The 22,934-nt window shown below is 42.6% G+C and carries 17 protein-coding genes and 3 rRNA genes; 4 read left to right on the forward strand and 16 right to left on the reverse strand.

All coding sequences use genetic code 11. The annotated features are described in order from the left end of the window. Nucleotides 1-12: 12 nt before the first annotated feature. From hfq to cutA, 10 genes are all read right to left on the reverse strand, one after another. Nucleotides 13-276, reverse strand: coding sequence for an RNA chaperone Hfq (gene hfq / locus KK487_RS14015; RefSeq protein ID WP_013466026.1), 264 nt, complete (start codon nt 274-276; stop codon nt 13-15). Between the two features lie 81 nt (nt 277-357). Next, complete coding sequence (gene miaA / locus KK487_RS14020) at nt 358-1,275, reverse strand: tRNA (adenosine(37)-N6)-dimethylallyltransferase MiaA (RefSeq protein ID WP_028835550.1); 918 nt, start codon at nt 1,273-1,275, stop codon at nt 358-360. Nucleotides 1,276-1,285: 10 nt separating this feature from the next. Beyond that, nucleotides 1,286-3,112 carry a DNA mismatch repair endonuclease MutL gene (gene mutL / locus KK487_RS14025; RefSeq protein ID WP_024601934.1) on the reverse strand — a complete coding sequence of 609 codons (1,827 nt, stop codon included), beginning with the start codon at nt 3,110-3,112 and terminating at the stop codon, nt 1,286-1,288. Between the two features lie 29 nt (nt 3,113-3,141). After that, nucleotides 3,142-4,485 (reverse strand): N-acetylmuramoyl-L-alanine amidase, encoded by a 1,344-nt coding sequence (locus KK487_RS14030; protein ID WP_024601933.1) that lies wholly within the window; start codon nt 4,483-4,485, stop codon nt 3,142-3,144. Nucleotides 4,486-4,513: 28 nt separating this feature from the next. Further along, nucleotides 4,514-4,981 (reverse strand): tRNA (adenosine(37)-N6)-threonylcarbamoyltransferase complex ATPase subunit type 1 TsaE, encoded by a 468-nt coding sequence (gene tsaE / locus KK487_RS14035; protein WP_013466030.1) that lies wholly within the window; start codon nt 4,979-4,981, stop codon nt 4,514-4,516. 126 nt (nt 4,982-5,107) lie between these two features. Then, the gene (gene accC, locus KK487_RS14040; RefSeq protein ID WP_013466031.1) at nt 5,108-6,448 is read right to left on the reverse strand and encodes an acetyl-CoA carboxylase biotin carboxylase subunit; all 1,341 of its coding nucleotides are present in this window, start codon (nt 6,446-6,448) and stop codon (nt 5,108-5,110) included. Between the two features lie 26 nt (nt 6,449-6,474). After that, on the reverse strand, nt 6,475-6,936 hold the full coding sequence (gene accB, locus KK487_RS14045; protein ID WP_013466032.1) for an acetyl-CoA carboxylase biotin carboxyl carrier protein: 462 nt from the start codon (nt 6,934-6,936) through the stop codon (nt 6,475-6,477). A gap of 33 nt (nt 6,937-6,969) precedes the next feature. Beyond that, complete coding sequence (gene aroQ / locus KK487_RS14050; protein ID WP_013466033.1) at nt 6,970-7,422, reverse strand: type II 3-dehydroquinate dehydratase; 453 nt, start codon at nt 7,420-7,422, stop codon at nt 6,970-6,972. 230 nt (nt 7,423-7,652) lie between these two features. Next, nucleotides 7,653-9,458 carry a protein-disulfide reductase DsbD gene (locus KK487_RS14055; RefSeq protein ID WP_058155320.1) on the reverse strand — a complete coding sequence of 602 codons (1,806 nt, stop codon included), beginning with the start codon at nt 9,456-9,458 and terminating at the stop codon, nt 7,653-7,655. Next, entirely contained in the window at nt 9,458-9,778 is a 321-nt protein-coding gene (cutA, locus tag KK487_RS14060) for a divalent-cation tolerance protein CutA (RefSeq protein WP_013466035.1), read from the reverse strand. The genes KK487_RS14055 and cutA overlap by 1 nt, the downstream gene beginning before the upstream one ends. 240 nt (nt 9,779-10,018) lie before the next feature. Here cutA and KK487_RS14065 point away from each other — a divergent pair, with 240 nt between their 5' ends. The 4 genes from KK487_RS14065 to rnk all read left to right on the forward strand — a co-directional run bounded on the left by KK487_RS14065 (nt 10,019) and on the right by rnk (nt 13,183). Then, nucleotides 10,019-10,498 carry an FxsA family protein gene (locus KK487_RS14065; RefSeq protein ID WP_013466036.1) on the forward strand — a complete coding sequence of 160 codons (480 nt, stop codon included), beginning with the start codon at nt 10,019-10,021 and terminating at the stop codon, nt 10,496-10,498. Nucleotides 10,499-10,607: 109 nt separating this feature from the next. Beyond that, a complete protein-coding gene (locus KK487_RS14070) occupies nt 10,608-10,895 on the forward strand; it encodes a co-chaperone GroES (RefSeq protein ID WP_008113511.1) in 288 nt (95 codons plus the stop codon). Between the two features lie 49 nt (nt 10,896-10,944). Next, nucleotides 10,945-12,591: a chaperonin GroEL gene (groL, locus tag KK487_RS14075; RefSeq protein WP_013466037.1), complete on the forward strand. Its 1,647-nt coding sequence runs from the start codon at nt 10,945-10,947 to the stop codon at nt 12,589-12,591. 178 nt (nt 12,592-12,769) lie between these two features. After that, nucleotides 12,770-13,183, forward strand: a complete 414-nt coding sequence (rnk, locus tag KK487_RS14080; RefSeq protein WP_024601929.1) for a nucleoside diphosphate kinase regulator — start codon at nt 12,770-12,772, stop codon at nt 13,181-13,183. A gap of 81 nt (nt 13,184-13,264) precedes the next feature. Here rnk and KK487_RS14085 read toward each other — a convergent pair whose 3' ends face one another. From KK487_RS14085 to KK487_RS18645, 6 genes are all read right to left on the reverse strand, one after another. After that, nucleotides 13,265-15,232, reverse strand: a complete 1,968-nt coding sequence (locus KK487_RS14085; RefSeq protein WP_128583726.1) for a methyl-accepting chemotaxis protein — start codon at nt 15,230-15,232, stop codon at nt 13,265-13,267. A 95-nt stretch (nt 15,233-15,327) separates the two neighbouring features. Continuing rightward, nucleotides 15,328-16,830, reverse strand: coding sequence for an NAD(P)H-hydrate dehydratase (locus KK487_RS14090; RefSeq protein ID WP_128583727.1), 1,503 nt, complete (start codon nt 16,828-16,830; stop codon nt 15,328-15,330). 389 nt (nt 16,831-17,219) lie between these two features. Beyond that, nucleotides 17,220-17,334, reverse strand: a 5S ribosomal RNA gene (gene rrf, locus KK487_RS14095). A 136-nt stretch (nt 17,335-17,470) separates the two neighbouring features. Further along, a 23S ribosomal RNA gene (locus KK487_RS14100) occupies nt 17,471-20,357 on the reverse strand. A 292-nt stretch (nt 20,358-20,649) separates the two neighbouring features. Continuing rightward, a 16S ribosomal RNA gene (locus KK487_RS14105) occupies nt 20,650-22,183 on the reverse strand. Together the 16S, 23S and 5S rRNA genes form the textbook arrangement of a ribosomal RNA operon. A gap of 562 nt (nt 22,184-22,745) precedes the next feature. Continuing rightward, nucleotides 22,746-22,877, reverse strand: coding sequence for a diacylglycerol kinase (locus KK487_RS18645; protein ID WP_128860837.1), 132 nt, complete (start codon nt 22,875-22,877; stop codon nt 22,746-22,748). Between the last annotated feature and the right edge of the window lie 57 nt (nt 22,878-22,934).

Here is a 22,934-nt window from a genome sequence, read left to right on the forward strand (position 1 = left end):
TACGCTCCTAATTTAAAAGTTTCCAGCTTCAGGTTCTTCAGTGTCTTCATTTCCCTGAACACCTTGGAAGTTGACTGCGCGTGCAGGTACAACTGTAGAAATTGCATGTTTATACACCATTTGGTTAACAGTGTTTTCCAGCAAAATTACAAATTGGTCAAATGACTGAATTTTACCTTGTAATTTTATGCCATTTACCAAAAAAATTGATACTGGAATGCGCTCACGGCGTAGTGCATTTAAAAATGGGTCTTGTAACGATTGGCCTTTTGCCATGTTATTATTCCTTCGTTCTAGGTGTTATTATAATTAAGTGGCTGAACTGATTTAACAAAGATAAATTTTGTCCAACTACTACTAGCTTAGCGAACTTACTACACGATGCAAGTTTTCTTCATCACCTGTTGTTAACCATGTAACATCAGGCCAGCTTCTTAACCACGTTAATTGACGTTTAGCCAATTGACGTGTGGCTGCAATGCCGCGAAAAATCATTTCATCATGATCAATTTCACCCGCAAGGTAATCCCACATCTGTCTATAACCTACACAACGAATAGAAGGCATATTGGGATGTAAATCCTCACGTAGATATAGGGTCGAAACTTCTTTTTCAAACCCCTGTTCAATCATTATTTTAAACCTTTCTTCAATTCGATGATGTAATTCACTGCGATCATCGGGTGCAATTGCAAATTGATGAAAAGTATAGGGTAATGCTGGCTGTTTTTGCTTTTGCAATTCAGTCATCGTTTTACCTGTTATACGGTAAACTTCCAAAGCACGATTAATTCGCTGCGAATCATTTTCACTCATCTTTTGTGCTGCTTGCGGATCAACTTTAACCAGCTCTTTGTATAAATAAGGCCAGCCATGCTCTTTAGCTTGTGTTTCTAGTTCGGCTCTAACGTTTGCATCGGCTTCAGGTAATGGCGACAACCCATCAATTAGCGCTTTGAAGTACATCATTGTACCTCCAACCAATACAGGCACTTTACCTTGTTGATGAAATTTATCAATTTTTTCTATAGCATCACGTCTAAAATCAGCAACCGAATACGTTTCACTCGGATCAAGTAAGTCAATTAAATGATGTGGGGCACGAGCTAATTCGTCGGCATCAGGCTTAGCCGTACCAATATCCATACCTTTATAAACAAGCGCAGAATCAACGCTAATAATCTCAGTATTTAAATACTCACACAGTGAAATTGCCAATGCTGTTTTACCAGCAGCGGTTGGGCCCATTAAAAATATGACCGGTAAATTACTCAACACGAATACCTTAATTAAATTGCGTTAGATAAGAGTTTAGATCTATTTTAACTGCTTTTTCTCGCAAGCGTTCAATTGTTTGCGGATTATTTTGTAAGCGCGCTTGCTGCTCTAAAAAGGCATTGCTCGCATAGAACCGTGCGGGAATTATATTTACCTGCCATTGTAGCCATTCATCAATACTTGCTAGCTGAGCCTTACATCCCTCAAGCAATGCATCTATTGCAGCACTTACATCTAATAAGTACAGGCTTGTAGGCAGCTTCTTTACCATAACAAACTGCTTTTCTATTAATAACTCAAAACCTAGTAAGGTAAACCAAGACTGCTGAGCAGCAAGAAGCGCCGTGTCTTGTTTTGATACGTTGACACGCACAGGCAATAGGAGTGCTTTACCTTCAAGGCTGCCATGCTCTTTTATTTGTGTATGCCAATCATCCGCTAATGCGTATTTAAAGTGTGAACAATAAAGTTGATTTTCATTATTGAACACGCAAACGCCCTGTTCAATGCTTATTATATCGACAGTGCGCAGTGCTGTATCTGATACTTGCGTCTCATTAGATTGTACAAATGCTGCCGCAGTATCAAAGTGCTGCGCTTGTTGCTCATTCACGCCCTGATAAAACGCATTCACATCATGGTAATTTTGGCTTTCAGTACGCACCTGTCTACCCGCACCTTGACGACCGCCACCATAAGAGGCACTACTTGTAGATGGCGAATGACTTGGTTGTAATGACGACTTAGGATAATCAAAAAGTTCACTACTGGAAGTGTGTTCTTGGTTAAACGATGTAACTGGTGAATGATGAGCGTGAGCGGCTGGCGAATTAACAAACTCAGCTTGAAGTGGCACCACAACTTGTTTAATAGCTTGTAAAATAAAGTCATGTACCAAACGACCTTGATGAAAACGTACCTCATGCTTTGCCGGGTGCACGTTAACATCCACTTGGCGTGGGTCTATATCTATGTAAATCACAAATCCGGGAAGTTCTTGCTCGCCACTGACCTCTTCAAATGCTTGACGAATAGCATGCAGAATAAGTTTGTCGCGCATCATACGATTATTTACATAGGTATACTGAGTACTATTAGCCGATCCAACTGGCAATACCCAACCGTGTAGTTGCAACCCAGCCTCACCCGATTGAATATGCAATCCTTGCTCAGCAAACGCTTTACCCGCCACTTGTGCGACTCGCGTAATCGCTTGAGCAGGATCAGTTTTAGCGCGATACTGGCGCACAACTTTTTCATTATGGGTTAATGTAATTGATACATCAAAACGGCTCAGCGCAATACGCTTTATAAGCTCATCAATATGACTAAATTCGGTTTTTTCAGTGCGTAAAAACTTACGTCTTGCTGGGGTGTTAAAAAATAAATCTTTAACTTCAATTGTGGTGCCACTAGGGTGAGCAACCGGCTTTACCTCTACGGCCATATCTCGGCCTTGTGCAAAGGCTTGCCACGCAGCTTCTTGATTTTCGGGTTTAGAGCTTAAGGTTAAGCGAGATACCGAACTAATAGATGCTAAGGCTTCCCCCCTAAAACCAAGAGAACAAATATTTTCTAGGTCGTCTAGGGACTTTAGTTTACTGGTTGCATGGCGAGAGAGCGCTAATGTGAGCTCACCCTTTGCAATACCCGCTCCATTGTCGCGAATACGAATTAACTTGTGGCCCCCGCGTTCAATATCTATTTGAATACGTGTCGCGCCTGCATCAAGGCTGTTTTCTACTAACTCTTTAACCACCGATGCGGGACGCTCAACAACTTCACCCGCCGCAATTTGGTTTGCTAAGCGCGCAGGTAATATTTCAATACTCATAACAACCTTAAATGTGTGCGCTTTTAAAATTAACTCTGAGGAATATCAAGTTCCTGACCAATAAATAGCGTATTTGAACTGAGCTTATTAACTTGTTTTATTTTACTGATACTCACGCCATATCGACCTGCCAACATGCTCAGTGACTCACCAGGACGTACTTTATGTTTTGTTGGATACTGAGACTTTAATGACGCAAACAGTGAGTCGTCAGGCGGGTTACGTAAATAGTAATTTTTAATTGAGGTAAACATGGCTTTAGCTAAGCGCTCTTGATGATTGGCACTTTTAAGCAGTCGCTCTTCACGTGGATTAGAGATAAACCCAGTTTCAACCAAAATAGACGGAATATCTGGCGACTTTAATACTGCAAGGCTGGCATGTTGCGGCTCTTTTTTATGAAGTTTAGCCACCTTTCGTAGCTCTTTAACTACTTCCTCAGCCACGTTTAAGCCGGTTTTCATGGAGTGATCCATCGACATATCAAGCAAGGCTTGCGCTAAGTACTTTTCATTTGCAGCATCTTTAATTACATCGGCAGCACCGCCAAGTAACTCAGAGTGTTTTTCTTTATCCTCAATCCATTTACCAATTTCTGAATTGGCACGTCGCAGCGACAACACCCAAACAGAAGCACCATTTGGCCCAGGGCTGGTAAACGCATCTGCATGAATAGAAACAAAAAAGTCTGCTTTTTTCTGACGTGCGCGGTTGGTACGTGTATTGAGTTTTACAAAGTAATCGCCACTGCGAACCATACGCGAAATCATGCCTCGCTCAGCATCAATCATCCGCTCTAAACGCTTGGCAATTTGCAGTGTAATGTCTTTTTCGTAAGTGCCTGATGGGCCAATGGAGCCAGGGTCTTCACCGCCATGCCCTGCATCAATAGCAATTACAATATCGCGCTCTTGGCTTAATTGGCGTTTTTTTGCCGCCGTTTGCGCAGGGGTAATTGCACCTTTAGCTTGGCTTTTATCGTATAAATCGACCACCAATCTATTTTTATAAGGGCCTGTGGGGGCTAGTGCAAATATAACTGGTTTAACTGGCCCATTTAATTCAAACACTAAACGCACGCTGTGTTTATTTTTAGGTTTTGAGTAACGTAACTTACTAACAATTTGGTGTTTTGGTGGCACACCTGGCAATGTTTTCAACTCATCAGTGTTTTCTAAATCAACCACTAAACGGCTTGGATTTTTTAGCATAAAGTAGCTGAAATCGGGTTTATCGTCGAGATCAAACACCACCCGGGTGCTATCAGGGGATGGCCAGACACGCACACTATTAATAGTGTTTTGCGCCCACAATGGCAAGCTCACTGTAAAAACCATGAGGTAAATAAAAAGTTTAACTAAACCACGACTCATTTTGATAATCACTGCCTTAACTATTTTATTATCTATTATTTAGTTTTTCGACAATTGCTACACCACGCTCACTAGCACTGTTAATAACAATTTTACGCTCATCACCTACATAACTTAGCGTAGCATTTAGATCGGGAACAGGAATAAATTCTCCGCCTTTTTCCGGCCACTCAACAATACAAGTTGCCGTTTCTGAAAAATAATCACGAATTCCCATAAATTCAAGCTCTTCTGGGTCACCTAATCGGTATAAGTCAAAATGATAGACATTGCCACGCACAAGCTCGTAAGGTTCAACAAGTGTATAAGTGGGACTTTTAACCTTACCTGTATGACCAAAACCTTGCACTATACCGCGAGTAAATGTCGTTTTACCGGCCCCCAAATCACCATGCAAATAAATAACTGCGCCCTGTTCTATTATGGCAGCTAATTTATTACCCATAGCAACAGTGGCATTTTCATCGACTAAATGAAAATCAAAACTACACGACATGATTACCTCAAAATTTACGAAAAGCGCATATTTGTTAATCATACCAGATTATTTATTTAAGGTGATACTGCCTCTTTTTTAAAGATAAAAAAACCGGCCTGAGCCGGTTTTTAATTAGCATAGACTTTACAGCCCTAATTTCTTCTCAAGGTAGTGGATATTTGTACCACCGTTTTTGAAGTTTTCATCTGCAAGAATGCGTTTATGCAATGGCGTATTCGTTTTAATACCGTCGATTACCAGCTCATTGAGTGCATTACGAGCACGGGCAATAGCAACATCACGGTTTTCACCGTAAGTGATCAGCTTACCAATCATAGAATCGTAATGTGGCGGTACCGTGTAATCAGCATAAATATGGCTGTCCCAACGAATACCTAAACCACCAGCTGGATGAAAGCGGGTGATTTTACCTGGCGATGGAATAAAGGTTTCAGGGTCTTCAGCATTAATACGACACTCAATAGCGTGGCCACGAATAACAACGTCGTCTTGAGTGAATGATAATGGCTGACCAGCGGCAATTTTTAGCTGCTCTTTGATTAAATCCACACCGGTAACCATTTCAGTCACTGGGTGTTCAACCTGAATACGGGTATTCATTTCAATGAAGTAAAACTCGCCGTTTTCGTATAAAAACTCAAACGTACCTGCACCACGATAACCAATTTCGATACATGCACGTGTACAACGCTCACCAATGAACTTACGTACTTCTGCAGTAATCCCTGGTGCTGGCGCCTCTTCCACTACTTTTTGGTGGCGACGTTGCATTGAACAATCACGCTCACCTAGATGAACCGCGTTACCTTGACCATCGGCCAATACTTGTACTTCAATGTGGCGTGGGTTTTCAAGGAATTTTTCCATGTAAACCATGCTGTTGCCAAAGAACTGCTTAGCTTCTTGCTGCGTAAGCGCAATCGAGTTGATTAACTCAGCCTCGTTGCGTACAACACGCATACCACGACCACCGCCGCCGCCAGCTGCTTTAATAATTACCGGGTAACCAATACGCTTCGCAATTTGCATGTTGCGTTCTTTATCATCCGATACCGGACCATCAGAACCTGGCACACATGGAACACCGGCTTTACGCATCGCTTCGATAGCTGATACTTTGTCCCCCATTAGGCGAATAGTGTCGCCACGAGGACCAATAAATACAAAGCCACTTTGCTCAACTTGGTCGGCAAAGTCGGCATTTTCAGCAAGAAAACCATAACCTGGGTGAATAGCGACCGCATCAGTTATTTCAGCTGCGGCAATAATGCGTGGAATGTCTAAGTAACTTTCAGTTGCTGCTGGTTTACCAATACAGATGGTTTCATCTGCTAGTAATACGTGCTTAAGATCGCGATCCGCCGTTGAATGCACAGCAACCGTTTTGATCCCAAGCTCTTTGCAGGCGCGCAATATACGAAGTGCAATTTCACCTCGGTTTGCAATGACTACTTTATCTAACATGAGAGTTGGCCTTTTACGTTGCGCTATTATTCAATGATGAATAAAGGTTGATCAAATTCTACTGGCTCGCCGTTTTCTACTAAAATAGCTTTTACTGTACCGGCTTTATCTGACTCAATTTGGTTCATCATTTTCATTGCTTCAACGATACATAATGTGTCGCCAACTTTAACCTGTGAACCGACTTCAACATATGCTGGCGCTTCTGGAGAAGCTGCTGCGTAAAAAGAACCTACCATAGGTGATTTAACTTGGTGTCCTGTAGGACCTGCCGCTGGTACTTCAGACTCTGCTACAGGTGCTGCTGGTGCAACCGCAGGAGCGGGTGCTGGAGCATATTGCTGTGGAGCAAATTGCGCGTACGCAGGACCGGCACTCATGTTGTTACGGTTAATACGTACTGATTCTTCACCTTCAGTGATTTCTAGTTCTGCAATACCTGATTCTTCTACTAATTCAATTAGTTTTTTGATCTTGCGAATATCCATAAACGACCCGCCTATTAGTTTGTTAGTTTAAATTTAGTTTGAGTTTTGCAATCGGCTCACCGCTGCATGTAAAGCAGCGTGATAGCCCATTGCACCTAATCCACAAATAACGCCTTGCGCCACATCAGAAAAATAAGAATGATGGCGAAACGTTTCACGTGCATGCACATTACTTAAGTGCACTTCAAAAAACGGAATATCAACGCTTAGCAATGCATCACGTAATGCGACGCTTGTGTGCGTAAATGCTGCAGGGTTAATAATGATGTAATCAACCGCTTGCCAAGCATCATGAATGCGTTCAATGAGCGCTTGCTCACTATTACTTTGAAAATGCGTTAACGCCACATCTAAACTATTAGCAGCGCTATTTAACTCGCTCATAATATGCTCTAAAGAGTGCGAACCGTACTTATCGGGCTCACGCTTTCCTAGCATGTTTAAATTTGGGCCATTTATAACTAAAATCTTTAATTTTGCAGCCATAATACGCGATATATCCTATAAGTAATGAGTTAAGCGGTTACCAACTAATTTTTCACTAAAAAGTAAGCTGAAAAAAGTAAGATAGCAACAATTTCTCACGTTAACCAACTATTATAGTGATTTCGAAGTAAATAGCAGCAAAATACTGGTCTAATCTCTATTTTGGGGACGAATCTTGAGGGGGGAATAATGGCACAACATTAACAATCATGTTGTGCCATATAGAATGGTTATTCAGCGCTGGCACGCACTGCAGCAAGGTGCTTAGCGAAATCATCCGCATTTAAAAAGCCAGTAACACGTTGTGCACTTAGCTCTTCACCTTGAGTATTGAAGAATAAAATACTCGGTAAACCAAACACTGAATATGCTTCCATTAGCTCAATTGTTTCATTATCGCTTTGGGTTAAGTCAATTTGAATCAGTTGGTAATGGCTAAACTCACTTTGTACTTGCGGGTCGGGAAAGGTGTAATGCTCAAACTCTTTACACGCTACACACCAGTCAGCGTATAAGTCCACCATAACCATGCGCCCTTCGCTATTTGCTTGTGATACGGCTTGTTTAAGCTCAGCTAAATTGGCAACATGTTTAAACTCATTGTTTTGCGAGGTTGTTTGTAAACTCACGGCTTGTGTTGGCCAAAAATAGTTTTTGGTTAAATTAAAGCCGGTAAGCACTAATAAAACAGCCATAAACCACAATAAGGTTTTTAATTTACCTTGTGCTTGAGCGCTTTGCCAATAATGGAAATAAAGCGCTGTGGCGATAGCTAATAAGCCTGCCATAAGCATAATAATTTCAATATCTATAATGCGCTCTAGCAAAATAAGTGGCACAACTAACATAATAAAACCAAATAAGGTTTTGACTTGTTCCATCCAGCCGCCAGCTTTCGGTAATAGCTTACCTCCCGATGTACCTAATAATAACAGCGGTAGCCCCATACCTAAACTCAGTACGTAAAGTGTTAGCCCGCCGACTAGGTAATCGCCGCTTTGTGCCACAAATAATAATGCGGCTGATAAAGGCGCTGTAGTGCAAGGTGATGCAATAAGCCCTGATAAAACCCCCATCAAGAACACCCCAATATAGTTACCGCCTTTTTGGTTGTTGCTCACTTGGGTTAGCTTGTTCATCATGCCGTTGGGTAACTTTATTTCGTACCAACCAAACATCGACATAGCCAGCAGTACAAACAATAAGCTAAAACTAATTAATACATATGGATGCTGTAAATAGCCTTGCACTTGCCCGCCTAACGCAGCAACCACAAGCCCTAATGCTGCATAGGTAACCGCCATGCCTTGAATATAAACAAATGATAGGGCAAATGCTTTTTTGGTAGATAGGTTCTTTTGACCCGCAATTAAGCTAGATAAAATAGGGAACATCGGAAATACACACGGTGTAAATGCCAAACCCACACCCACGGCAAAGAAAATAGCTAAGTTAACCATTAAGCTTTGGCTGGCTAACTGCTCTGTAAATGTGAGCTCTTTATCAGGTGTTGATCCAGTTGCTGGTTTTTCTGCAGATTGGCTAAGTGCTGCAAATGCACTGCTTGCTGCGGTATTGTCATTAGTATTAGTTTCACTTGCCAGTACACTTAATGGAATGCTGATGATTTCAGGTGGATAACACAGCCCTGCTTTTGCACAGCCTTGATAACGCACCTTAACAACGCCATCTTCACTCACATTACTTAGTTTGCTGATAACGCTAAGAGAATTTAAAAACACCTCAGTTTTGCCAAAAAATTCATCTTCAATTATTTCACCAGCGCCCAACTCAGGCACGTCAATGCTGGCACCTTTGGCAATAATTTCTATTTTATCTTTATATAGGTAATAGTCATCAGCGATATCCCAACCAACAAATAACGTACTTCCTTGCTGGTCAAAATCAAATACAAACGCTTCATTTACCGGTAAAAATGTGTGCTGAGTCGGTTTTAGAAAATCATCAAGGGTATTTTGTGCCGCCCAAGCAGGCGCCATTAATACGCTTAATAAAAAAAATAAAATAAAGCGCATTAATGAAGCACCTCGTCCATCCAATTAAAGTAAGCCAAGTTACCCGTTGCTACATCAACAACTTGTATTTCTGGTACTTCGTAGCTGTGAAGATCTTTTAAGGTTAAAAATACATCGTTCATTTTGTCAGCCTTAGTTTTAATTAGCAGCTTTACTTCAGTTGCTTCAGCTACTTCACCTTCCCATATGTAAATAGAAGTCATGGCCGGTAAAATATTTACACAAGCAGCTAATTTCTTTTCAATTAGCGCCATAGCCAATAAACGGGCTTCATCGTTATCTTTGCAAGTGGTAAAAATAAGTTTAAATTGCGTTGTCATAGTGAACCTTTACTTGTTTACAGGGGTCTAGCCCCATAGTAGCTGATAGCGGGTATAATGTGTAGACACGAACTCTGTCTGCATTTTGGGTCTTTGCAGTAAATTGATTTAAACCCGCTACCTTTAACTCAACTAACACTAAAGTTTATTACTTACTCTTATTAGCTTGAAAATAGACCCGACAACCCTCACTTATATTTCATTAGCACCTTAATAAGTGTCATTTTTTTAGAGAGTCTTATGTTTAGAATTTTATTTTTGCTGTTTATCATCATCCCTATTATTGAAATTGCCTTACTAATTCAGGTTAGTGACGTGATAGGTGGCTTTGCAACAATCGCTTTAGTGGTACTAACCGCCATTGTGGGTGCAAAAATGGTGAAACAGCAAGGAATGGGCGCACTACAAAACGTACAAATGCAAATGGCTCAAGGGCAAATGCCTGCTAAAGAATTGTTTACCGGTATTTGCGTAATTATTGCAGGGGTACTTTTATTAACACCCGGCATTATGACAGATGTATTTGGATTACTACTCCTTACCCCTGCTATTCGAAACAAATTGGCTGCAGGACTTGCTAGTCAAGCAACTGTAAGAATGAGCGCCAGCATGCATCAAACTGGCACTTCAGGGTTTTCGCAAACTCATCAATCAATGCATCACGAGCAAGATGAAAACCGCCCTAAGACCATAGATGGTGAATACGAGCGAAAAGATTAAAAATTTATCATTTTTTCTCTTGGAATTTTTCACTCCACCCCCATTAATGAAAGCAAATTAGATACACTTTTTTCTGTACTGTTCAGAAACTGTTAGGAGAACTAAAAACATGAACATTCGTCCTTTACAAGATCGCGTAATCATCAAGCGTCTAGAAGAAGAAACCAAGTCTGCTGGCGGTATTGTATTAACTGGCTCTGCAGCTGAAAAATCAACTCGCGGAGAAGTTGTTGCCGTAGGTAATGGTCGCGTTTTAGAAAACGGTGACGTTCGAGCATTAGAAGTGAAAGCCGGTGACACTGTGTTATTTGGCTCATATGTTGAAAAAACAGAAAAGATCGAAGGTCAAGAGTACCTGATCATGCGTGAAGACAATATTTTAGGCATTGTAGGCTAAACCTACTTTTCGTTTAACACACATTTTAAGAATTTAGAGGAAATTAAACATGGCAGCAAAAGAAGTACTGTTTGCAGGCGACGCACGTGCAAAAATGCTAACTGGCGTAAATATTCTAGCAAATGCAGTAAAAGTAACATTAGGCCCTAAAGGTCGTAACGTTGTATTAGACAAATCATTTGGCTCTCCTGTGATCACCAAAGATGGTGTATCTGTAGCAAAAGAAATCGAACTTGAAGACAAGTTTGAAAATATGGGCGCACAAATGGTTAAAGAAGTAGCGTCTAAAGCAAATGATGCTGCTGGTGACGGTACCACTACCGCAACTGTGCTTGCTCAGTCTATTGTAAACGAAGGTCTTAAAGCGGTTGCTGCGGGTATGAACCCAATGGATCTTAAGCGCGGTATTGATAAAGCAATCATTGCTGCAGTTGCAGAACTTAAAGCGCTTTCTGTTCCATGTGCTGATACTAAAGCGATTGCACAAGTAGGTACTATTTCAGCTAACTCTGATAAAGAAATTGGTGAAATCATTGCTGATGCAATGGAAAAAGTAGGCCGTAACACAGGTGTTATTACGGTTGAAGAAGGGCAATCACTTGAAAACGAATTAGATGTTGTAGAAGGCATGCAGTTTGACCGTGGTTACTTATCTCCATACTTTATCAACAACGCTGAAAAAGGCGCGGTTGAGCTAGATAACCCATTTATCTTACTTGTAGATAAAAAAATATCTAACATCCGTGAATTATTACCAACATTAGAAGCGGTTGCTAAAGCAAGTAAACCTCTGCTCATCATCGCAGAAGACCTTGAAGGTGAAGCGTTAGCGACACTAGTAGTGAATAACATGCGTGGTATTGTAAAAGTATCAGCGGTTAAAGCACCTGGTTTTGGCGATCGCCGTAAAGCAATGCTACAAGATATCGCGGTATTAACTGGCGGTACTGTGATTTCTGAAGAAATCGGCCTTGAGCTTGAAAAAGCAACGGTTGAAGACTTAGGTACAGCTAAACGTGTAGTAATCACTAAAGATGACACAACAATCATTGATGGTGCTGGTGAAGAAGACGGCATTAACGGCCGTGTTGCACAAATCAAAGCACAAATTGAAGAAGCGACTTCAGACTACGATAAAGAAAAGCTACAGGAGCGCATGGCTAAATTAGCTGGCGGTGTTGCAGTAATCAAAGTAGGTGCCGCTACTGAAATTGAAATGAAAGAGAAAAAAGATCGTGTTGAAGATGCATTACATGCAACTCGCGCAGCGGTTGAAGAAGGCGTAGTACCAGGTGGCGGTGTTGCCTTAGTGCGTGCTGCTAGCAAATTAGCAGACTTACTAGGCGATAACGAAGACCAAAACCACGGTATTAAAGTGGCACTTCGTGCAATGGAAGCACCACTTCGTCAAATCGTTACAAACGCAGGCGACGAAGCATCTGTTGTTATTAACGCAGTGAAAGGCGGTGAAGGTAACTACGGTTACAACGCAGCCACTGGCGAATACAACGACATGATTGAAATGGGTATCCTAGATCCAACGAAAGTAACCCGTTCTGCATTACAATTTGCAGGATCGATTGCCGGTCTAATGATCACCACAGAAGCAATGGTCGCTGAAATTCCTAAAGAAGAAGCGGGCGCTCCTGATATGGGTGGCATGGGCGGCATGGGTGGTATGGGCGGCATGATGTAATCATCCCCTCACACACCTAGCTCAAATAAAAACCCAGCTTCGGCTGGGTTTTTAGCAATAAAGATAAAATAAATTCACTAAGACAACAATAAAATTATCTCAGTGTATTCCAATGCAACTGAGTTCCTGCAAGCTATACCCAGAGTAAATTTTATTTAACATGATTAAGGATATTAAGTTGAATACTAAACCTGAAATAATCATCTCATCACTGGATGCAGATCGATTGTATGCGCTAATGGAATCGTTACCTGCGAACAGTTTTGCGGGTGAAAAAGAACTTGAAGCAGAACTTGGTAGGGCTAACATCGTTGAGCCACACGAAGTTCCCTCAACCGTGGTAACCATGAATTCAACAGTGAACTTTGTTGTTGAATCTACAGGTGAGGAGTTTACTTTAACGCTTGTTTACCCGAAGAATATTGACTCAAGTGGCAACAAAATATCAATCTTAGCCCCTGTTGGTAGTGCATTACTTGGCCTTTCACAGGGAGATCAAATTGAATGGCCAAAGCCAGGCGGTGGGTTAATAACAGTAACTATTAAAGAGGTAACTTATCAACCAGAAAGAGCTGGCGAGCTTCATAGATAGACTTTTAAATCCTCATAATTTTAAATTAATAAACAAATTTATATAAAAAATCCAAGCAAGGCTTGGATTTTTTATATTGAGTTACTGCTGACTAATGTCGTATAGCCTTTGTGCTTGACTATTAGAGGCTTTACTTACTTCTCTAAAGTCTTCGGCATCGGCAGCATTTTGCCCTGATATTTCTCGGATCCGTTCCGCTAGTTTTTTAACATTGACGGTTACTTGAGCCTGCTCTTCTGTGGCTACGGCAATACTTGCTGAGCGCCCTTTAATGTCGTTAAATGCATCAACTATATTTTCATATTGCGTGCGTGTTGTATTTGAACGATCATTGACCACTTCTGAGAACTCTCGGCATTCTTGAATAACACTGACTCCTTTTGCAGCCGCTTGTTGTAACTGACTTATCATGGTTTCAATCTCACCAGCTGATTGTTGCGTTCTTTGTGCCAGTGTTCTAACTTCATCAGCAACGACCGCAAACCCCCTTCCAGAATCACCAGCACGAGCAGCCTCAATAGCAGCATTAAGCGCAAGCAAATTAGTTTGCTCAGAGATATTCATAATCACATCTAATACCGAACCAACCTGCTGTGAATCTTCAGAGATTTGTGATATTGCATTGGACGACTCAGTTAGTTTATTGAACAACAGCTGGATAGATTCTGCGTTTTGTTCAATAACATTAAATCCAGAGTTTACAAGATCTGATGACTTAGCGGTAATATCTGCAACGCCACCAATATCTTTTGATGCCGATGAAGCCGCTATCGACATTTCATTGATAGCCGTGGCTAACAGTTCATTTTCTTGCATTAGTTCATGTGCGCGTTGCTGACTATTACTACTCAAGTTATCAATAGATTCAGCATTGTTTTTTACTGAGGCCGCCTCTTCTTTAATCAGCCCAAGAATTTTAATAAGATGATCACCGTAATCATTAATAGCTTCGCAAAGATGACTCATTTCATCATCCCCTGATATTGGTAATTTAGAATCTGTTTGCCCTTGCATTAATGACCTAACTTGCGCCGAAGTCTGCTCTATTTGCTCAACTAATCGCTTACCAAATACTAATAATGCCGATATAAATATAACAATGAGTACAATGAATGAACCATACAAATAATATGTCAGCGTATTAGCTGCTTTTTTTGCAATCGCTGTTGGAATTATCACGCCAGAGCGCCACTTTTGCTCCGGCAGTGAGAATGTCACTAGAATTGAGCTATCCCCCTTTATGACACCTGAACTAAACTCAGCTACGAGTCTATCTTCATTTTTCAAGGCGTTAACTAAAGGCTGTAAAGAGCTATCTTTACTTACAGCTTGTGAAAAATTTAGCATGGCTAAATTCGTATCTCTAAATGCAGGAATAGAAACAAACTGCTGCGCACTATCAATAATAAAACTGTAGGTACCGGTTGCTTGGTTTTCAGCAAGTAGTGACTTTTCAATATGAGAAAGCTCTATATCTAAAGTAGCGACTCCCCAAAACTGATTATTACGCTCAATTTTAACGGAACAAGTTACCATAGGCACATTCGAGACTGCATCAACATAAGCCTCAGACCAAACACATACGCCTGGTTGAGCGTTAGCAGCACTTGTATACCAGCTTTCTTGTTGATATGGACTGCTATCAGCTTGGTTGTAGTCATCTAATAAAGTGTATTGACCATTATCGCCCTTAGCCCAAAACAAAGATGCCCTTTGTGCTGATGCATCTAACATATTTGGCTCTGGCCATATTCCACCACCGGCAATACCTGTACCACTAGCAATTAACGGTGCCAAATTTTTAATAAATTGATCTTTATCAAGGGGAAGTGTTTGAGCAACAACAGATAAGCTTTTAGTTAATGCTGCACTTTTTCCTAAATCCTTAGCAAATGATTCTCCGATTACTTTAGCCTGTAACTTAGCTGCAGAAATAGCTTCATTTTTTATAATAGGCGTTATCACCCATTGCATAATTACGGTTAAAACGAGCAAAGAGAAAACGATAAGTAATAAGCTTCCCGCATACATTTTTTTCTGTATTAACATTTTTAACCTCAGTTACAACCAACAGCGTTAACTAAGTATAAGAAGGTTAATGGATTTATCAAAAAAAGAACAAAATTAATATGAATGCTTTTATCTTATGGTTTTATATTATTAATTAACCGCCTCACTATACAAAACAGATCGCTAGGTAGCATACCTCGCTCTCCATTTTTTTGCCCAGCAATATCACCCGCTTTAGCATGCAGTGTAACACCATAGCAAGTCGCCTCAGCACAATCTAACCCTTGAGCAAGTAATGCCCCTACAATACCAGTAAGAACATCACCGCTACCGCCAACAGCAAGCGCAGGGCTTCCTTCTTCACAAACCCAAGTATGCTTACCATCGGCTATTAAAGTTCCTGCGCCTTTTAAAACACAAACTGCTGAGTAACGTTTAGCACATTGTTGAACATAGCTGAACCGATCAGACTCTATCTCCCCAGTCGTCACCTTTAATAATCGAGAGGCTTCGCCCGGATGCGGGGTAAGTACACACCGCGTGGGCATTTTCGGTGAAGCTTGTTTAGCGAGTAAATTAAGTGCATCAGCATCAATAACTAAAGGCATATTATTGCGTGTACAATACTCAATGACTTGATTAAAGTTATTTTTTGCCCATTCGTCTTGTCCAAGGCCTGGGCCAATAACAGCACAGCTTGCCCACTCCAATGCGTGTTGCAAGTTATTACTACTTACCATAAGCTCTGGTCGGCCAAAACTGACTGGCATAATTGAGCTTTCATGGGTATGCACTCTGACCATTCCAGCACCAGCTCTAAGCGCTGCCTCGCTTGTTAAGCTGATAGCACCTGCCGTTCCTTGATTCCCACCAATACACAGTAATTTTCCATAACTACCTTTATGACTATTCAAAGCACGTGGGCCTAAGCCTTTAAAAATATTGATATTAATAAGCTTACCCGAAGGGCTTGCTAATTCTACGAATGACTCGCCAATAGCCAAGTCATCAAAGATAAGTTCACCAACATACTGTTTACCCGCAGCCGTTGTTAACCCTTGTTTTACCCCTACAAAAGTAATTGTTTTAGTGGCTTTAATTGCAATACCTAAAGGTTGGCCTGTATCAGCATTTATACCTGATGGCACATCAATACTGAGTATTGGTTTAGTGCTTTCATTCGCCGCTTTAATTATAGTGGCAACATTATCGCGTACCGTATTTTCAAGACCAGTGCCCAGTAATGCATCAATGATTACATCACACTCATCGAGTGCATCAGCGCTAAAGTTACAAATTTCACCACCGGCATCAATCCAGCGCTTTTGTGCTTTTGCAGCATCGCCGGTTAATTCTTTATTTTCATCTACGGCACACACCACTACATGTCTATCGGCTTGTTTAATAAGGCTAGCCGCAATATAGCCATCTCCTGCGTTATTGCCACTCCCTACGAGTACTAGAGTCTGCTGTGCATTGAATGATTTCCAATTTAAAAATGCGGCATGCCCCGCTCGTTCCATTAGGGTAAACAGATCACAACCACTGGCTTTTGCAGCATTACCCTCATGCTCTCTTATTTGCTGTGCTAAATATACGAATTGCTTAACGCTGGAAGATGAAGGTAATAACGACATGATAGGCTCTATAAAAATAAGTGTTGATTAAGTAGACTTTGGGCTCATTGGTTTTTTTTCAAGTAAGATCAGAAATGTATCAATCAGAATAAGGGCGCAACCCCCTTATTTGAGTATTTATTACCAATTTATATGGATTTGCTACCTGATGCTGATACGTTATTCTTAGCGACAACGCAATAGAATGTCGCGGTCCCTACAGCGGTAGAGTATATATTAGGCTCTGAGGTGGTCGTCGCATTCTTTTACCCATAGGTTTCGAGATACTCAACCCATGATACAGTGGTCAAGTTAACGCTGTGCAGCTGACGGCTTATAGCTAATATTTTTACTTTCCTGCAGACGTAAAAAAGCCCGACTATTTCTAGTCGGGCTTTCTTGTATTTGGAGCCTGGTAATGTCCTACTTTCACATAGCAAATGCTACACTATCATCGGCGCTGTTTCGTTTCACTGCTGAGTTCGGCATGGGGTCAGGTGGGTCCAAAACGCTATTTTCACCAAGCAAATTTGGTGTAAGTTCGATTTAATCGACCTTACTAAAATTTGGAATTTCTGATAATAAAGTCTTCAAGTATCTACTTTAGTTATATTAACTTCTTCGCTTGTTTCACTATCACATAAAACGCGTTTGGCGTTGTATGGTTAAGCCTCACGGGTAATTAGTACAAGTTAGCTTAATGGCTCACACCACTTCCACATCTTGCCTATCAACGTTGTAGTCTTCAACGGCCCTTCAGAGACTTTAAAAGTCTAGTGAGAACTCATCTCGAGGCCTGCTTCGCGCTTAGATGCTTTCAGCGCTTATCAGTTCCGAACGTAGCTACCGGGCAATGCCATTGGCATGACAACCCGAACACCAGCGGTTCGTTCACTCCGGTCCTCTCGTACTAGGAGCAACCCCTCTCAATTCTCAAACGCCCACGGCAGATAGGGACCGAACTGTCTCACGACGTTCTAAACCCAGCTCGCGTACCACTTTAAATGGCGAACAGCCATACCCTTGGGACCGACTTCAGCCCCAGGATGTGATGAGCCGACATCGAGGTGCCAAACACCGCCGTCGATATGAACTCTTGGGCGGTATCAGCCTGTTATCCCCGGAGTACCTTTTATCCGTTGAGCGATGGCCCTTCCATTCAGAACCACCGGATCACTATGACCTACTTTCGTACCTGCTCGACGTGTCTGTCTCGCAGTTAAGCTGGCTTCTACCATTACACTAACCGTACGATGTCCGACCGTACTTAGCCAACCTTCGTGCTCCTCCGTTACTCTTTGGGAGGAGACCGCCCCAGTCAAACTACCCACCAGGCACTGTCCGTAACCCCGATTCAGGGGCCAACGTTAGAACATCAAAACTACAAGGGTGGTATTTCAAGGACGACTCCACAAAAACTAGCGTCTCTGCTTCTAAGTCTCCCACCTATCCTACACATGTAGGTTCAATGTTCAGTGCCAAGCTGTAGTAAAGGTTCACGGGGTCTTTCCGTCTAGCCGCGGGTACACAGCATCTTCACTGCGATTTCAATTTCACTGAGTCTCGGGTGGAGACAGCGTGGCCATGGTTACACCATTCGTGCAGGTCGGAACTTACCCGACAAGGAATTTCGCTACCTTAGGACCGTTATAGTTACGGCCGCCGTTTACCGGGGCTTCGATCAAGAGCTTCTCCGAAGATAACCCCATCAATTAACCTTCCGGCACCGGGCAGGTGTCACACCGTATACGTCATCTTGCGATTTTGCACAGTGCTGTGTTTTTAATAAACAGTCCCAGCCACCTGGTCACTGCGGCTCCAATCAGCTTAAAGAGCAAGTCTCATCACCAATCGGAGCGTACCTTCTCCCGAAGTTACGGTACGATTTTGCCTAGTTCCTTCACCCGAGTTCTCTCAAGCGCCTTAGTATTCTCTACCTGACCACCTGTGTCGGTTTGGGGTACGATTCGGTATAATCTGAAGCTTAGAGGCTTTTCCTGGAAGTATGGCATCAGCAACTTCATCACCTTGGTGACTCGTCTCGTGTCTCAGCCTAACAGTAACCCGGATTTACCTAAGTCACTAGCCTACACACTTTCACATGGACTACCATCGCCATGCTTGCTTAGCCTGCTCCGTCCCCCCATCGCAATTATACCAAGTACGGAAATATTAATCCGTTTCCCATCGACTACGCCTTTCGGCCTCGCCTTAGGGGTCGACTTACCCTACCCTGATTAACATGGGATAGGAACCCTTGGTCTTCCGGCGTGCGGGTTTTTCACCCGCATTATCGTTACTCATGTCAGCATTCGCACTTCTGATACGTCCAGCATACCTCCCGGTACACCTTCAACCGCTTACAGAACGCTCCCCTACCACTCAGAATAAATTCTGAATCCGCAGCTTCGGTGCATAGTTTAGCCCCGTTACATCTTCCGCGCAGACCGACTCGACCAGTGAGCTATTACGCTTTCTTTAAAGGATGGCTGCTTCTAAGCCAACCTCCTGGCTGTCTGGGCCTTTCCACATCGTTTCCCACTTAACTATGACTTTGGGACCTTAGCTGGCGGTCTGGGTTGTTTCCCTCTTCACGACGGACGTTAGCACCCGCCGTGTGTCTCCCGGATAGTACTTTACGGTATTCGGAGTTTGCAAAGGGTTGGTAAGTCGGGATGACCCCCTAGCCTTAACAGTGCTCTACCCCCGTAAGTATTCGTCCGAGGCTCTACCTAAATAGATTTCGGGGAGAACCAGCTATCTCCCGGTTTGATTAGCCTTTCACTCCTAACCACAGGTCATCCCCTAACTTTTCAACGTTAGTGGGTTCGGTCCTCCAGTTGATGTTACTCAACCTTCAACCTGCCCATGGCTAGATCACCGGGTTTCGGGTCTATACCTTGCAACTATTCGCCCAGTTAAGACTCGGTTTCCCTACGGCTACCCTAATCGGTTAACCTCGCTACAAAATATAAGTCGCTGACCCATTATACAAAAGGTACGCAGTCACCCAACAAGTGGGCTCCTACTGCTTGTACGTACACGGTTTCAGGTTCTATTTCACTCCCCTCACAGGGGTTCTTTTCGCCTTTCCCTCACGGTACTGGTTCACTATCGGTCAGTTGGGAGTATTTAGCCTTAGATGATGGTCCACCTATATTCAGTCAAAGTTTCACGTGCTCCGACCTACTCGATTTCACTTAAAATGCGTTTTCATGTACGGGACTATCACCCTGTATCGTGGCACTTTCCAGAGCCTTCCATTAACACATAATAAGCTTAAGGGCTGTTCCGATTTCGCTCGCCGCTACTATCGGAATCTCGGTTGATTTCTTTTCCTACGGGTACTTAGATGTTTCAGTTCTCCGCGTTCGCCTCGTTAACCTATGTATTCAGTTAACGATACCTGCAAGCAGGTGGGTTTCCCCATTCGGAAATCCTAGTCTCAAGTGCTTTTTACTAGCTTGACTAGGCTTATCGCAAGTTAATACGTCCTTCATCGCCTCCAACTGCCAAGGCATCCACCGTGTACGCTTAGTCACTTAACCATACAACCCAAACGGGTCTTTGTTTTGTGACAGTTTAACTTCGCCAGAAGTTAATATTGAATACTAAAGTAGATACCAATCAACAAACGAAACGTTTATTAAATGGCACTGAATGATACTGCTATCATTCTTTTTTACTTTTGAAAACTCTGTACAAATACAATGTATTCATACGAATTTTATTATCAGCTTTTCCAAATTTTTAAAGAGCATATTAATTAGTCAACTCAAAGAGCAAACTAACTAACAATCATCTGTGTGGACACTACGAACAAATAAGTTCTAAATCGTATAAGGAGGTGATCCAGCCCCAGGTTCCCCTAGGGCTACCTTGTTACGACTTCACCCCAGTCATGAATCACTCCGTGGTAAACGTCCTCCCGAGGGTTAGACTATCTACTTCTGGAGCAACCCACTCCCATGGTGTGACGGGCGGTGTGTACAAGGCCCGGGAACGTATTCACCGCGTCATTCTGATACGCGATTACTAGCGATTCCGACTTCATGGAGTCGAGTTGCAGACTCCAATCCGGACTACGACGCACTTTAAGTGATTCGCTTACTCTCGCGAGTTCGCAGCACTCTGTATGCGCCATTGTAGCACGTGTGTAGCCCTACACGTAAGGGCCATGATGACTTGACGTCGTCCCCACCTTCCTCCGGTTTATCACCGGCAGTCTCCTTAGAGTTCTCAGCATTACCTGCTAGCAACTAAGGATAGGGGTTGCGCTCGTTGCGGGACTTAACCCAACATCTCACAACACGAGCTGACGACAGCCATGCAGCACCTGTATCAGAGTTCCCGAAGGCACCAAACTATCTCTAGTAAGTTCTCTGTATGTCAAGTGTAGGTAAGGTTCTTCGCGTTGCATCGAATTAAACCACATGCTCCACCGCTTGTGCGGGCCCCCGTCAATTCATTTGAGTTTTAACCTTGCGGCCGTACTCCCCAGGCGGTCTACTTAATGCGTTAGCTTTGAAAAACAGAACCGAGGTTCCGAGCTTCTAGTAGACATCGTTTACGGCGTGGACTACCAGGGTATCTAATCCTGTTTGCTCCCCACGCTTTCGTACATGAGCGTCAGTGTTGACCCAGGTGGCTGCCTTCGCCATCGGTATTCCTTCAGATCTCTACGCATTTCACCGCTACACCTGAAATTCTACCACCCTCTATCACACTCTAGTTTGCCAGTTCGAAATGCAGTTCCCAGGTTGAGCCCGGGGCTTTCACATCTCGCTTAACAAACCGCCTGCGTACGCTTTACGCCCAGTAATTCCGATTAACGCTCGCACCCTCCGTATTACCGCGGCTGCTGGCACGGAGTTAGCCGGTGCTTCTTCTGTCAGTAACGTCACAGCTAGCAGGTATTAACTACTAACCTTTCCTCCTGACTGAAAGTGCTTTACAACCCGAAGGCCTTCTTCACACACGCGGCATGGCTGCATCAGGCTTGCGCCCATTGTGCAATATTCCCCACTGCTGCCTCCCGTAGGAGTCTGGGCCGTGTCTCAGTCCCAGTGTGGCTGATCATCCTCTCAAACCAGCTAGGGATCGTCGCCTTGGTGAGCCATTACCTCACCAACTAGCTAATCCCACTTGGGCCAATCTAAAGGCGAGAGCCGAAGCCCCCTTTGGTCCGTAGACATTATGCGGTATTAGCAGTCGTTTCCAACTGTTGTCCCCCACCTCAAGGCATGTTCCCAAGCATTACTCACCCGTCCGCCGCTCGTCATCTTCTAGCAAGCTAGAAATGTTACCGCTCGACTTGCATGTGTTAGGCCTGCCGCCAGCGTTCAATCTGAGCCATGATCAAACTCTTCAATTAAAAAGTTTTATGTCTTTCGACAGCTCAATGAATTCTGAATTTATTTAATATCTTTCGATATTGAATTGACTGTGCTGAATAATTACCTAAGTAACTATTCTGTTGGTCACTCAGTTTAAATTGAGACTCTAAATTTGTTTGCCTCACTACCTAAGTAGCTTGGCTGTTAGAACTCAATCTGCACGAGTGCCCACACAGATGATTGCTTTATATTGTTAAAGAACGTTGCGATTAAAGCGTTAAACTTTATCTCGCTAGGGCTGCGCATATTACGCTTTCCTATTTTTTTGTCAACACTTAATTTTGTTAAACTTGAAAGTTTTCGAAACTAAGTTTTACTCGACTCACTGAGTAGCTCGTGCTTCGCTAAGCGTTGCTGTCTGCCGTCTCAGTGGGGTCGCATTATAGGGAGATCCGAAAACAGATCAACCCTTTTTTGAAGAAAACTTGAAATAAATGACTGTTCGCTGGATATTTAAACGATAGATACTAAAAACACAACATAACTATCAATTTATTAACAATAAACGCGGTATTTAAGCGTTTAACTGTGAGGTAGCCCTTAAATGTGTGAAAGAATGATCATCATGATCACCAATAGGAGAGTAACCTCTGCAGATCTTATATCTTTAGCTTGATCCGATGGAACATTAATCTCTGTACTTATACGATCTGCTAATGCTTTTATGGCTATAGTTGGATTTAATCACTCGACTATGAGAATTAACTCGCTTTAACTATTCGTGCGAGT

The sequence above is a fragment of the Pseudoalteromonas sp. SiA1 genome (assembly GCF_018732205.1).
Taxonomy (GTDB): domain Bacteria; phylum Pseudomonadota; class Gammaproteobacteria; order Enterobacterales; family Alteromonadaceae; genus Pseudoalteromonas; species Pseudoalteromonas tetraodonis.